Here is a 13092-nt window from a genome sequence, read left to right as displayed (position 1 = left end):
GATGAGGTGTCGGCAAGTGGCGCAGCAGGAGAGAGTCGACTGGTGGGCCGGGGCCGCCGCCCCCCAACCCCGGGTGGTGGCGCCGCGGCGCAGTGTGGAGGCGGAGCCGGAACCACTGGAGGACCGGGTGGGGGGCGCGGTCTACCGGAGTGTTCAGGACAGCGAGGCGTTCCAGGAGATCCGGCGGGGCTACCGTGCGTTCGTGTTCCCGGCCTGCGCCGGGTTCCTGGCCTGGTACCTGCTGTTCGTGTCGGCCGAGGCGTTCATGCCCGACCTGCTGGGCCGCCGGATCGCCGGGCCGCTGAACGTGGCCTGGACGCTCGGTCTCGGCCAGTTCGCCTCGACCTTCCTGCTCACCTGGCTCTACGCCCGTAATGCCCGCACCAAGCGCGATCGAGCCGCCCTCGAACTGCGCTGGGACACCCAGGACCAGCTGCGATGACCGCTCACCACCCGAACCACGGCCTCGCCGTCGCGCTCTTCGCCGTCGTCGTCGCGGTGACGCTGACCATCACGATCTGGGTCGGCCGCCGCGGCCACGCCGCCGAGGACTTCTTCGCCGGCGGCCGGGACTTCTCCCCGCTGCAGAATGGTTTCGCGCTGTCCGGCGACTACCTTTCGGCCGCCTCCTTCCTCGGCGTGACCGGGCTGATCGCGCTGTACGGCTACGACGGCGTGCTCTACAGCATCGGCTTCCTGGTCGCCTGGCTGGTCGTGCTGATGCTGGTGTCCGAACTGGTCCGCAACACCGGTCGGTACACGCTGGCCGACGTGCTGGCGCTGCGGATGCGCCAGCGGCCGGTGCGGGCCGCGGCCGGCCTGTCCTCGATGGTCGTCACGCTGATGTACCTGATCGCGCAGATGGTCGGCGCGGGCAGCCTGGTCGCCCTGCTGCTGGGCACCAACAGCGGGGCCGCCAAGGCGTGGACCATCATCGCGGTCGGCGCCCTGATGATCGTCTACGTGACGGTCGGCGGCATGCGCGCCACCACCTGGATCCAGATCGTCAAGGCGTTCCTGCTGGTGGGCGGCTCGGTGCTGCTCACGGTGCTGGTGGTGGCCCGGTTCCACGGAGACCTGGGTGCGCTGATGGAGACCGCCGCGCGGCGCAGCGGCGAGGGCGAGAAGTACCTGCGGCCGGGCCTCAACTACGGTTCCAGCGCGCTCGACCGGCTGGACTTCGTCAGCCTCGGCCTGGCGCTGGTGCTCGGCACCGGCGGTCTGCCGCACATTCTCAGCCGGTTCTACACGGTGCCCACCGCGCGGGCCGCCCGGCGCTCCACGATGTGGGCGATCGGCCTGATCGGCTCGTTCTACCTGATGGCGATCGTGCTCGGCCTCGGGGCCGGCGCGGTGGTCGGCGGGCACGACCTGCGGGCGTCCAACTCGGCGGGCAACACGGCCGTTCCGCTGCTCGCGCTGGACCTCGGCGGCGGTGACGGATCGACCGGGGGCCTGCTGCTGTTCGCGGTGATCTCGGCGATCGCGTTCGCCACCATCCTGGCGGTGGTCGCCGGTCTGACGCTGGCCTCCTCGGCGGCGTTCGCCCACGACCTGTACGCCCGGGCCTGGCGGCGGGAGGGCGGTCGGCAGGTGTCGGAGCGCGAGGAGGTGATCGCGGCCCGGATCTCCGCCGTGGTGATCGGTGGGCTCGCGATCGTGCTCAGCCTGTTCGCGCAGCGCCTGAACGTCGCGTTCCTGGTCGGTCTGGCCTTCGCGGTGGCCGCCTCGGCGAACCTGCCGACGCTGCTGTACTCGCTGTTCTGGAAGCGCTTCTCCACCCGGGGCGCGGTCTGGTCGGTGTACGGCGGTCTGGTTCCGGCGGTGGTGCTGGTGCTGTTCTCGCCGGTCGTCTCCGGGACGAAGACCTCGGTGCTGCCCGGCATGGACTTCCACTGGTTCCCGCTGGAGAACCCCGGTCTGATCTCCATCCCGCTCGGCTTCCTGGCCGGCTGGCTGGGTACCCTGCTGGACCGGGAGCCGGCCGACGAGGACGGCTACGCCGAGCTGGAGGTCCGCGCCCTGACCGGCGCCGGAGCCGCCTGACGGACGCCTCGACGACGGGCCCCGCACCGACCGGTGCGGGGCCCGTTCGTCATGCGGCGGGGAGCGCCTCCAGGGCGGTGACGTCCATCCGGGACGGGGTGCCCGGGGCCTTGCCGCAGCTCTCCGGGCGGGGTGGCTCGCTCGCGGACTCCGCCACCGTCGCCCGCCAGCGACGGCCGTCGGCGTGCGCGACCTCGACCGTCCAGCCGTCGCCGTCGGCTGTCTGACGCATGGCCAGCGCGTCGGCGGCGCTCTCGCCGGTCAGTTCGCGGACGGCCTGCTCGGCGGCCTGGGACGGGCGGGGCCAGTACGAGCGGCCGCGCGAGTGGGCGGGGACGGTGTGGCCGGCGGCGGTGGCGGACAGCACCTCCTTGGCGGACTCCGCGGTGAGCCGGCCGTACGCGTAGCCGTGCGGCAGCACCAGCATGGTGGGGGAGAAGCGGTGGCCGCCGAGGTGGGTGACCTCCCAGACCTCGCTGTGGCCGGCCGACGCCAGGTCGGCGGCCAGCGGGCGGCCGAGCAGTGCGCAGCAGCGGTCGCGGCGGCCGTTGGTGCACACCAGGGCGATCGGGCCGCCGATGTGCTCGGCGCCGAAGCCGTCGTGGCGGCCCGCGCCGAGGGCGGCGAAGTCGAGGTCGAGCAGCGCGGCGGGGTCGTCCAGGCGGGCCCGGCGCACCCACGGGTCGGTGGGCGCGGTGTGCGCGATCAGGACCTCGTGCCGGGCGGCGGTGTCGGTGTCCGCGTGCCGGCCGGGCCGGCGGATCAGTGCGACCCGGACGCCGGTGCCCCCGGTGGCCCGGTCCAGCGCCGCCCCGAGCCCGTGGTCGAGGTGGCTGCCGACGAGGGCCTGGGCGCCCCAGGGGCCGGGCTGTTCGAGCAGCAGCCAGGTGGTGGCGGTGGCCGCGGTGGCGGCCAGCGGCTCGGTCAGTTCGCGCGACAGCGTCGTACAGGTGCTCACCTGCCCACCTTATGTCCGGGTGGCGGTGAGGGGCGGACGGAGCTTCGCGTGCGGAGGGTCGCGGCGGGCACGGATTATGCTGAGCCCCATTACCTGGAGTTGACGTTCTTTTGGGGGAATCTTGGGGTCGTTCTTCGCGGTCGACGTGGCGGACCTGGACCGTCTGTTGGCTGACCTGCACCGCAGTCAGGACGAGCTGCGCACCGCGTTGAACGCGATGCGCGACACCGGGCCGAAGACCACCGGCGCCGCGTCGCTGGACCACGCCTGCGACGAGTTCCACGACAGCTGGGACGACGCGATCAAGAAGATCGCCGAGTCCACCCAGCAGGTGGAGGAGGGGCTGACCATCACCCGGCGGGCCTACGCGGAGACCGACCAGGCCCTGCGCGACGCGTTCGGCGGCGGTGCCGCGTGAGCGACACGGCGCAGTTCCCCGCGCTGGGCTTCGACCCGGCGCCCGGAAACCCGGGCAGCGTGGACGAGTTGGTGCGGCGGCTGACCACCGCCGCCGGGGCGCTGGAGAGTGCCCACGGCACCCTGGAGCGGCTCACCCGGGCCGGCGGCAGCTGGCGCGGCGACGCGGCGCGCGCGTTCGCCGGGAAGGTCGGCGAACTGCCCGGCCTGCTCCGCGACAGCGATGACGCGGTGCGCGCGGCGGCCCGGCAACTGGAGGGCTGGCGTGGCCAGTTGACTCACTTCCAGGAGGTCGCGCGACGCTACGAGGCGGACGCGGAGGCGGCCGGGCGGCGCTGCGGGACCTGCGAGCGGCAGCAGGACGCCGCCCGCTCGCGGTACGAGACGGCGGCCGGCGCCCCGGCGTTCCGGCTGGCCGGGCGGATGTACGCCGACGACGCGCAGCTGCGGCAGGCCCAGGCCGAGATCGACGCCGCGCAGCGCGAGTTGAACGCGGCCGGCGAGGAACTCGACGACGCCAAGCAGGCGTTGGAGAACGCCGAGGACGCCTTCCGGGCGATAGTGAAGCAGGCGAAGGAACTTCGCGAGGATCACCAGGACGCGGCCGGGAAGGTCGCCCGGGCTCTGCGCAAGGCCAACCAGAACGCGCCGTCCACCAGCATGTGGGACGGCTTCAAGGACGCGCTGAAGCGGGCCGGGCACGCGCTCAAGGAGTGGGCCACCAAGCATGCCGACCTGCTGAAGAAGATCGGCGACTGGCTGGGCATCGCCTCCACCGTCCTGGGCGTGGCGGCCCTGTGCACCCTGTGGTTCCCGCCGCTGTCCGGCGCGCTGGCGCTGGCCGGCGGCGTGCTCTCGGCCGGTGCGCTGGCCGGCCACGGCCTGGCGAAACTCGGCGGCGCGAACGTCAGTGCGATGGACCTGGTCGGCGACGGGCTGGGGGCGCTGCCGTTCGGCAAGCTGGTCGGCACCGCGGCCAAGCCGGTCATGAAGGTCACCACCAAGCTGGTCCCGAAGATCGAGAAGGTGGCGCTGGAGACCGGCGGGACGGTGATGCGGCAGACCGGCGGGAAGGTCCGGGAGATCGCCAAGAGCCAGATCGTCGACCACCTGGGCGACGCACTGCGCGGGTCGGCCGTCCGGGTCACCGAGATCGGCGCGGAGGGTGCGCTGAAGACCACCTTCAAGGCGCTGCCCGGCATGGGCAACCGGATGAAGTTCGCCTGGGAGAAGCACGTCGCCGAGTCCGTGTACGGCACCGCGGTCGACACGTTCAAGTCCACCCGGGTCGCCAACCTGCCGGGCCTGCGCTCGATCCCCTCGTTCCAGAACGCGATCCGGGCCGACGGCAGCCTCGACCCGATGTCCTGGTGGAGCCGGGGCATCAACGGGGTGCCCTCGCTGCCGGGCATCGTCACCGGCATCCACGACCAGTTCAGCGGAGGCAACTGATGGACGGCACACCGCCGTTGATGTACGGCACGCCGCCGTTGACCCCGTCGGCGGGGCGGCGCTCGCGGATCGGGCTGGTGCTGTGGTGCGCCGTCCAGTGGGTGCTGGTCCCGCTGGACCTGATGGCCCGGCTGCTGTACGTGCCGGTGCTCGTGGGGATCGAGGTGGTCACCGATCTGGAGTGGCCGGACCGGGGCTGGCTGCGGATGCTGCTGCGGCCGCTGACCAGGTTCGTCGGCCCGGCCCGGCTGGTCCGCGAGTGGGGCGACGGTCAGCGGCTCTGGGACGCCCGGATGGCAGGGATCTGCCGTACCGCGGCCGCGGCGTACGCGCGTCGGCCGGCCGGGAGGCAGGAGCTCGACGGCTGGGCCGGGCTGCGCTGGGGAAGCGAGATGTTCGCGTTCGTGCTCTCCCCGAAGGACTACCGGGGCGTGCGGCCGGAGCGGATCCACGCGATCGCCGCCGAGCACGGCCTGACGGCCCGCTCCGCGGGCGAGTTCGGCGTCGAGCTGGCCCCCGTTGCCGCGTGGAACCGGGCGGTGGCCCGATGAGCAGCTACACCTTCGACGTGCCGGTGCACTTCCACGACCTCGGCATGCACCTGGACGATGATCAACGCGCCGTCCACCTGCGGGAGTTGGCATGCGAGATATGGGCGGGCGGCACCGAGGCGCAGCGTGCGGGCGTCCAGCAGTTCTACGGCGAGCTGGCCGACGCCGCCGCCGAGGACGGTGCGAGCTACGCCGGGGTGTGCCTGATGGCCACCGAGGACGACCGGGTGTCCACCGCGTCGCTGGTGGCCCGCAGCGAGACGCTGGAGCCGGCGGCCGACCCGGAGGCGGTGATCGAGACGCTGGAGGAGGTCCTCTCGCTGGACCCGGCGGCCGACGTGCACCGCACCGAGACCGAGCAGGGCCCGGCCGTGGTGGCGTTCAGCGGCGTCGAGTGGACGCCGGTGCCCGAGCAGCCGGCGCTGCCGCTGGTCCGGGTGGACGTCTACCTGCCGCTGCCGGAGATCTCCGAGCTGCTGGTGTTCTCGTTGACGACGCCGTCGCTGCCCGACCTGCCGCAGTACGTCGCGCTGCTGTCCGAACTGACCGACACCGTCGAGGTGTTGACGGACGATCCGGTGCCGCTGCCGGTGTAGCGCCCCGCGGAGCGCGCGCCGCTGTTCTGAACCCGCACGGGTGAAAACGGCGGGCGCCCCCTCGTGCGAGGGGGCGCCCGCCGTTCCGTCACATCCGGCCGCCGACCGCCGCGATCTGCGCGGTCACCGGGGTGCCGGAGCCGTCGCGGCGCGGGTCGCGCTCCGGGAGCGTGACGGGCTGCCCGTTGGCGGCGGCGCCGAGGGCGGGCAGCGGGCCCGCCCAGGCGAACGCGAGGCCGTCCTCGCCGCGCAGGAAGCGCTGGCAGCGGACGCCGCCGGTGGCCCGGCCCTTGCGCGGGTACTGGTCGAACGGGGTGAGCTTCCAGCTGGTCTGCTGTTCCCCGTCCAGCGTGCCGGTGGTCGCGGCCACCGAGAGGACCACCGCGTCCTCGGCCGGGTCGACGGCGGTGAAGGACAGCACCCGCGCGCCGTCGGACAGCTTGATGCCGGCCATGCCGCCGGCCGGGCGGCCCTGCGGGCGGACCTGGCCCGCCGGGTAGCGCAGCAGCTGGGCGTCGGAGGTGAGGAAGACCAGGTCCTCCTCGCCGGTGCGCAGTTCGACCGCGCCGATCACGGTGTCGCCGTCCTTGAGCGCGATCACCTCGAACTCGTCCTTGTTGGCGGGCCATTCGGGCACCACCCGCTTGACCGTGCCCTGCACGGTGCCGAGCGCCAGGCCCGGCGAGGACTCGTCCAGGGTGGTCAGCGCGAGCGCCCGCTCGTCCTCCTCCAGGCGGAGGAACTCGGAGACTGCGGCGCCGCCGGACAGCGCCCTGGTGCCCGGGGGCAGCGCCGGCAGGTCGATCACCGGCAGGCGCAGCACCCGGCCCGCCGTGGTGACCACGCCGATGTCGCCGCGCGCGGTGGCGGGGACGGCGGAGGCCAGCACGTCGTGCTTGGCCCGCGACGGCTCCTCGGTGACCGGCTCCAGGTCGAAGGTGCGGGCGAGCAGACCGGTGGCGGACAGCAGCACCCGGCACGGGTCGTCCGCGACCTCCAGCGGCACCGACAGCGCCGCCGACGGCACCGACCCGGCCTCCAGCAGCACGGTGCGCCGCTCGGTGCCGAACTGCTTGGCCACCGCGGCGAGTTCGGAGGACACCACGGAACGCAGCCTGGTGTCGGACTCCAGGATCTCGGTCAGCTCGGCGATCTCCTTGAGCAGCTTGGCCTGCTCCGCCTCCAGCTCGACCCGGTCGAAGCGGGTGAGCCGGCGCAGCGGGGTGTCCAGGATGTACGCGGTCTGCGTCTCGGAGATGCCGAAGCGCTCCATCAGGCGCTCCTTGGCCTGGGCCGCGTCGTCGCTGCTGCGGATCAGCGCGATCACCTCGTCGATGTCGACCAGCGCGATCAGCAGGCCCTCGACCAGGTGCAGCCGGTCCTGGCGCTTGCGGCGGCGGAAGTCGCTGCGGCGCTTGACCACCGTGAAGCGGTGGTCGACGTAGACCTCCAGCAGCTCCTTCAGGCCCAGCGTCAGCGGCTGGCCGTCCACCAGCGCCACGTTGTTGATGCCGAAGGTCTCCTCCATCGGCGTCAGCTTGTAGAGCTGCTCCAGCAGCGCCTCGGGCACGAAGCCGTTCTTCACCTCGATGACCAGCCGCAGGCCGTGCGCGCGGTCGGTGAGGTCCTTGACGTCGGCGATGCCCTGGAGCTTCTTCGCGTTGACCAGGTCCTTGATCTTCGCGATCACCTTCTCCGGGCCGACCGTGTACGGCAGCTCGGTGACCACGATGCCCTTGCGGCGGGCGGTGACGTTCTCGATCGTGGTGGTGGCGCGGATCTTGAAGGTGCCGCGGCCGGACTCGTACGCGTCGCGGATGCCGGACAGGCCGACGATCCGGCCGCCGGTCGGCAGGTCCGGACCCGGGACGAACCGCATCAGGGTTTCCAGGTCCGCGGTCGGGTGCTTGATCAGGTGCCGGGCGGCGGCCACCACCTCGGACAGGTTGTGCGGCGGCATGTTGGTCGCCATGCCGACCGCGATGCCGGTGGCACCGTTGACCAGCAGGTTCGGGTACGCCGCGGGGAGCACCTGGGGCTCCTGCTCGGAGCCGTCGTAGTTCGGGGCGAAGTCGACGGTGTCCTCGTGGATCGACTCCACCATCGACATCGAGGCGGCCGTCAGCCGGGACTCGGTGTAGCGCATCGCGGCCGGCGGGTCGTCGTTGCCGAGCGACCCGAAGTTGCCGTGGCCGTCGATCAGCGGCAGACGCATCGAGAACGGCTGTGCCATGCGCACCACGGCGTCGTAGATCGAGGTGTCGCCGTGCGGGTGCAGCCGGCCCATCACCTCGCCGACCAGGCGGGCGCACTTGACGTGGCCGCGCTCCGGGCGCAGGCCCATCTCGTTGGCCTGGTAGAGGATCCGGCGGTGCACCGGCTTCAAGCCGTCGCGGGCGTCCGGCAGGGCCCGGGAATAGATCACCGAGTAGGCGTACTCCAGGAACGAGCCCTGCATCTCGTCCACGACATCGACATCGAGGATGCGCTCCTCGAAGTCACCGGGCGGCGGGGTGGGCGAACTGCGGCGGGCCATCGCTGCGGGGCTCCCTTGCGGTACTGGGGTGGGCAGGGCCAAGGCATGAACGCCCCCCATTGTGGACCCTCGGTGGGACACCGCCTGTCACCCGGGCCGCTTCCGCCGCTGGCGAACGCGCCCGACACACGGACACCTGACGGCGGGTCCGGGCGTTGGACCAGAATGGGGGACGTCACAAGCCCCCGGCCCGGACACTCCGGAACCGACGACGGGAAGGACCCCCGCATGGCCAACCCCGGCCCCGCCAGCGGCCTCGCCATCACCGAACACCGCCTCGCCAACGGTCTGCGCGTGGTGCTCTCCGAGGACCACCTCACTCCGGTCACCGCCGTGTGCCTCTGGTACGACGTGGGTTCCCGGCACGAGGTGAAGGGACGCACCGGCCTCGCCCACCTCTTCGAGCACCTGATGTTCCAGGGCTCGGCGAACGTCTCCAACAACGGGCACTTCGAGCTGGTCCAGGGCGCCGGCGGCTCGCTCAACGGCACCACCAGCTTCGAGCGCACCAACTACTTCGAGACCATGCCCGCCCACCAACTGGAGCTCGCGCTCTGGCTGGAGGCCGACCGGATGGGCTCGCTGCTGGCCGCCCTGGACGACACGTCCATGGAGAACCAGCGCGACGTGGTGAAGAACGAGCGCCGCCAGCGCTACGACAACGTGCCCTACGGCACCGCGTTCGAGAAGCTCACCGCGCTGTCCTTCCCCGGCGAGCACCCCTACCACCACACCCCGATCGGCTCGATGGCCGACCTGGACGCCGCCACGCTGGAGGACGCCCGGGCGTTCTTCCGCACCTACTACGCGCCCAACAACGCGGTGCTGTCGATCGTCGGCGACCTCGACCCCGAGCAGACCGTCGCCTGGGTGGAGAAGTACTTCGGCTCCATCCCCGGCCACGACGGCAAGCAGCCGCCGCGCGACGGCACCCTGCCCGACACCATGGGCGCCGAGTCCCGCGAACTGATCCGCGAGGACGTCCCCTCCCGCGCCCTGATGGCCGCCTACCGGCTGCCGCACGACGGCACCCGGCAGGCCGACGCCGCCGACCTGGCGCTCACCGTCCTCGGCAGCGGCGAGTCGTCCCGCCTGTACAACCGGCTGGTCCGCCGCGACCGCACCGCCGTCTCGGCCGGCTTCGGCCTGCTGCGGCTGGCCGGCGCGCCCTCGCTGGGCTGGCTGGACGTCAAGGCCGGGGCCGGCGCCACCCTGGAGCAGATCGAGGCCGCCGTCGACGAGGAACTCGCCCGGTTCGCCGCCGAGGGCCCCACCGCCGAGGAACTCGAACGCGCCCAGGCCCAGATCGAGCGCGAGTGGTTGGACCGGCTCACCACCGTCGCCGGCCGCGCCGACGAACTCTGCCGCTACGCCGTGCTGTTCGGCGACCCGAAGCTGGTGAACGAGGCCCTGCCGAAGGTCCTCGACATCACCGCCGAGGAGGTCCGCGAGGTGGCCGCCGCCCGGCTGCGCCCCGACAACCGGGCCGTGCTGGTGTACGAGCCGACCCCCGACGACAGCACCGACGACGACAGCTCCGAGAACGAGGAGGCGGCGGCATGAGCGACACCCCCGCGCAGGACACCCCCGAGAAGTACGTCCCGGCGATGGACTTCCACCCGCAGCCGCAGCCCGGCATCCCCACCCCGTGGGCGTTCCCGGCTCCCGAACGGCTCACCCTGGCCAACGGCCTGACGGTGCTGCACTGCCACCGCCCCGGCCAGCAGCTGGTCGCCGTCGACGTGGTGCTGGACGCGCCGCTGGCCGCCGAGCCCGAGGGCCTGGACGGCGTCGCCTCGATCCTGTGCCGGGCGCTCTCCGAGGGCACCGACACGCTTACCGCCGAGGAGTTCGCGGGCGAGCTGGAGCGGGCCGGAGCGACCCTGGACACGCACGCCGACCACCCCGCGCTGCGGGTCTCGCTGGAGGTCCCGGCCTCCCGGCTGGAGCGCGGCCTGACCCTGCTCGGCGACGCCCTGCGCGTCCCCGCGCTGCCCACCGAGGAGATCGAGCGGCTGGTCGCCAACCGCCTCGACGAGATCGTCCACGAGCAGGCCAACCCGTCCCGGCGCTCCGCCAAGGCGCTGTACGCCGCGCTGTTCGCCGAGGCCGACCGGCTGTCGCGGCCGCGGGCCGGCTCCACCGACACCGTCAAGCGGATCGACCGGGACGCGGTGAAGGCGTTCTACGACACCCACCTGCGCCCGTCCACCGCCACCGCCGTGGTGGTCGGCGACCTCACCGGCATCGACCTGACCGCGTTGCTGGAGTCCACCCTCGGCCGGTGGACCGGCGAGAGCGCCGAGCCGTCCGTGCACGGCCCGGTGACCGCCGACGACGCCGGCCGGGTGGTCATCGTCGACCGGCCCGGCTCGGTGCAGACCCAGCTGCTGATCGGCCGGATCGGCCCGGACCGGCACGACCCGGCGTGGGCCGCGCAGGTCCTCGGCGTCTACTGCCTCGGCGGCACCCTCACCTCCCGGCTCGACCGGGTGCTGCGCGAGGAGAAGGGCTACACCTACGGCGTCCGGGCGTTCGCCCAGCCGCTGCGCTCCGCCGCCGACGGCTCCGGCCGCGGGCTGCTGGCGATCAGCGGCTCGGTGGACACCGAGTCCACCGCGCCCGCGCTGCAGGATACCTGGACCATCCTGCGGACGCTGGCCGCGGAGGGCCTCACCGACGCCGAGCGCGAGGAGGCCGTGCAGTTCCTGGTCGGCGTCGCGCCGCTGAAGTACGAGACGGCCGGGTCGGTCGCCGCCACCCTGGCCGACCAGGTCGAGCAGTACCTGCCCGACACCTACCAGGCCGAGTTCTACCGGCAGCTGGCCGCGCTCGACACCGAGGCCGCCACCCGGGCCGCCGTCGCCGCCTTCCCGCCGGACCGCCTGGTCACCGTGCTGGTCGGCGACGCCTCGGTGATCGCCGAGCCGGTCAAGGCGCTCGGCATCGGCGACGTCACGGTCATCGCCAACTGACGTCCTTTCGACGTCCCTTCACAGGGCCCGGCGGAGTGTCAGCTCCGCCGGGCCCGCGGCGTTTTAATCCCTTGCACGCTGTCGGCGCGGCATGGGTAGATGGTCCCCGCCGGGCGAGAACGCGCGGCCACGACGAATGCGGGAGGAGGCGGTCACCATGCGGGTCGAGCCACGACGACGCTCCCCGAGGCTGCCCTCCCGTCGTTCGTACCGAACTGCCTGAGCAGTCGCCGCGCAGCACCCGTCTGCCGCCCGCGGTCCCGCCCTGCCGGGCCGCCCCCTCGATCTTCCCCGCCGCCGCACCGGGCGTCTTCGTGCGGCACCCTTGGAATCGACGACCCAGGAGGTCGAACCGCCATGACGTACACCGAGGTGCCCGGCGTCCGCGTGCCCATCCGGATGTGGACCGACCCGGCCACCGTCGAGGGCCAGGCCATGGATCAGCTGCGCAACATCAGCACCCTGCCGTGGCTGCACGGCCTCGCCGTGATGCCGGACGTCCACCTGGGCAAGGGCGCGACGGTCGGCTCCGTCATCGCCATGAAGGGCGCGGTCTGCCCGGCCGCGGTCGGCGTCGACATCGGCTGCGGGATGACGGCCGTGAAGTCCTCGCTCACCGCGAAGGACCTCCCGGACGACCTGTCGCACCTGCGCCACCGGATCGAACAGGCCATCCCGGTCGGCCGCGGCCTGCACTCCGACCCGATCGAGCCGGGCAAGCTGCACGGGCAGCCCACCGCCGGCTGGAACGACTTCTGGCAGCGCTTCGACGGCATCGCCTCCGACGTCCGCTGGCGGCGCGAGCGGGCCGCCCAGCAGATGGCGACCCTCGGCGGCGGCAACCACTTCATCGAGCTGTGCCTGGACGACGACGGCGCGGTCTGGCTGATGCTGCACTCCGGCTCGCGCAACATCGGCAAGGAGCTCGCCGAGCACCACATGACGATCGCCCGCTCGCTGCCGCACAACCAGGGCCTGATCGACCGGGACCTCGCGGTCTTCATCGCCGACACCCCGCAGATGGCCGCCTACCGCTCCGACCTGTTCTGGGCGCAGGAGTACGCGAGCCACAACCGGGCGCTGATGATGGCCCTCTTCCAGGACGCGGTCCGCCGCGAACTGCCCAAGGCCCGGGCCACCTTCGGCGAGATGATCTCCTGCCACCACAACTACGTGGCCGAGGAGCGCTACGACGGCGTCGACCTGCTCGTCACCCGCAAGGGCGCGATCCGGGCCGGCTCCGGCGAGTACGGCATCATCCCCGGCTCGATGGGCACCGGCTCGTACATCGTGAAGGGCCTCGGCAACACCGCGTCCTTCAACTCGGCCTCCCACGGCGCCGGCCGCAAGATGAGCCGGACGGCCGCGAAGAAGCGCTTCACCGCCAAGGACCTCGCCGAGCAGACCGCCGGCGTCGAGTGCCGCAAGGACGCCGGCGTGGTCGACGAGATCCCCGGCGCGTACAAGCCGATCGAGAAGGTCATCGCCCAGCAGAAGGACCTGGTCGAGGTGGTCGCGCACCTCAAGCAGGTGATCTGCGTCAAGGGCTGACGAAGCCGGC

Annotated in this window: 11 protein-coding genes; 9 read left to right on the top strand and 2 right to left on the bottom strand. The window is 72.6% G+C overall.

Annotated elements, in window-relative coordinates; all coding sequences use genetic code 11:
- The first annotated feature begins 16 nt into the window (after window positions 1-16).
- Together AMK19_RS29650 and AMK19_RS29645 are read left to right on the top strand one after the other, a co-directional pair.
- A complete protein-coding gene (locus AMK19_RS29650; RefSeq protein WP_073817444.1) occupies window positions 17-442 on the top strand; it encodes a DUF485 domain-containing protein in 426 nt (141 codons plus the stop codon).
- Complete coding sequence (locus AMK19_RS29645) at window positions 439-2046, top strand: solute symporter family protein (protein WP_073817441.1); 1608 nt, start codon at window positions 439-441, stop codon at window positions 2044-2046. The genes AMK19_RS29650 and AMK19_RS29645 overlap by 4 nt, the downstream gene beginning before the upstream one ends.
- Window positions 2047-2095: 49 nt before the next feature.
- On the opposite strand, the gene AMK19_RS29640 is transcribed toward AMK19_RS29645, so the two are convergent.
- A complete protein-coding gene (locus AMK19_RS29640) occupies window positions 2096-3004 on the bottom strand; it encodes a sucrase ferredoxin (RefSeq protein WP_073817437.1) in 909 nt (302 codons plus the stop codon).
- Window positions 3005-3170: 166 nt separating this feature from the next.
- On the opposite strand from AMK19_RS29640, the gene AMK19_RS29635 reads away from it, so the two are divergent.
- From AMK19_RS29635 to AMK19_RS29620, 4 genes are read left to right on the top strand one after another with little or no spacing between them, the layout of a single operon-like run.
- Window positions 3171-3422, top strand: coding sequence for a hypothetical protein (locus AMK19_RS29635; protein ID WP_241844645.1), 252 nt, complete (start codon window positions 3171-3173; stop codon window positions 3420-3422).
- Window positions 3419-4873: a putative T7SS-secreted protein gene (locus tag AMK19_RS29630; protein WP_073817430.1), complete on the top strand. Its 1455-nt coding sequence runs from the start codon at window positions 3419-3421 to the stop codon at window positions 4871-4873. Before AMK19_RS29635 ends, AMK19_RS29630 begins: the two co-directional genes overlap by 4 nt.
- Window positions 4873-5424, top strand: coding sequence for a hypothetical protein (locus tag AMK19_RS29625; protein WP_073817426.1), 552 nt, complete (start codon window positions 4873-4875; stop codon window positions 5422-5424). Before AMK19_RS29630 ends, AMK19_RS29625 begins: the two co-directional genes overlap by 1 nt.
- The gene (locus AMK19_RS29620; RefSeq protein WP_073817423.1) at window positions 5421-6020 is read left to right on the top strand and encodes a hypothetical protein; all 600 of its coding nucleotides are present in this window, start codon (window positions 5421-5423) and stop codon (window positions 6018-6020) included. The genes AMK19_RS29625 and AMK19_RS29620 overlap by 4 nt, the downstream gene beginning before the upstream one ends.
- Window positions 6021-6108: 88 nt before the next feature.
- On the opposite strand, the gene AMK19_RS29615 is transcribed toward AMK19_RS29620, so the two are convergent.
- Window positions 6109-8556 (bottom strand): DNA gyrase/topoisomerase IV subunit A, encoded by a 2448-nt coding sequence (locus AMK19_RS29615; RefSeq protein WP_073817420.1) that lies wholly within the window; start codon window positions 8554-8556, stop codon window positions 6109-6111.
- A gap of 228 nt (window positions 8557-8784) precedes the next feature.
- Between AMK19_RS29615 and AMK19_RS29610 the strand changes: the two genes are divergently transcribed.
- The 3 genes from AMK19_RS29610 to AMK19_RS29600 all read left to right on the top strand — a co-directional run bounded on the left by AMK19_RS29610 (window position 8785) and on the right by AMK19_RS29600 (window position 13082).
- The gene (locus AMK19_RS29610; protein ID WP_073817416.1) at window positions 8785-10119 is read left to right on the top strand and encodes a M16 family metallopeptidase; all 1335 of its coding nucleotides are present in this window, start codon (window positions 8785-8787) and stop codon (window positions 10117-10119) included.
- Between the two features lie 44 nt (window positions 10120-10163).
- Window positions 10164-11531, top strand: coding sequence for a M16 family metallopeptidase (locus tag AMK19_RS29605; protein ID WP_073817688.1), 1368 nt, complete (start codon window positions 10164-10166; stop codon window positions 11529-11531).
- Between the two features lie 357 nt (window positions 11532-11888).
- Entirely contained in the window at window positions 11889-13082 is a 1194-nt protein-coding gene (locus AMK19_RS29600) for an RtcB family protein (RefSeq protein WP_073817413.1), read from the top strand.
- Window positions 13083-13092: the final 10 nt, after the last annotated feature.

It is taken from the genome of Kitasatospora sp. CB01950 (assembly GCF_001905465.1).
Classification (GTDB): domain Bacteria; phylum Actinomycetota; class Actinomycetes; order Streptomycetales; family Streptomycetaceae; genus Kitasatospora.
This window is presented reverse-complemented; position numbering and strand designations above follow the sequence as displayed.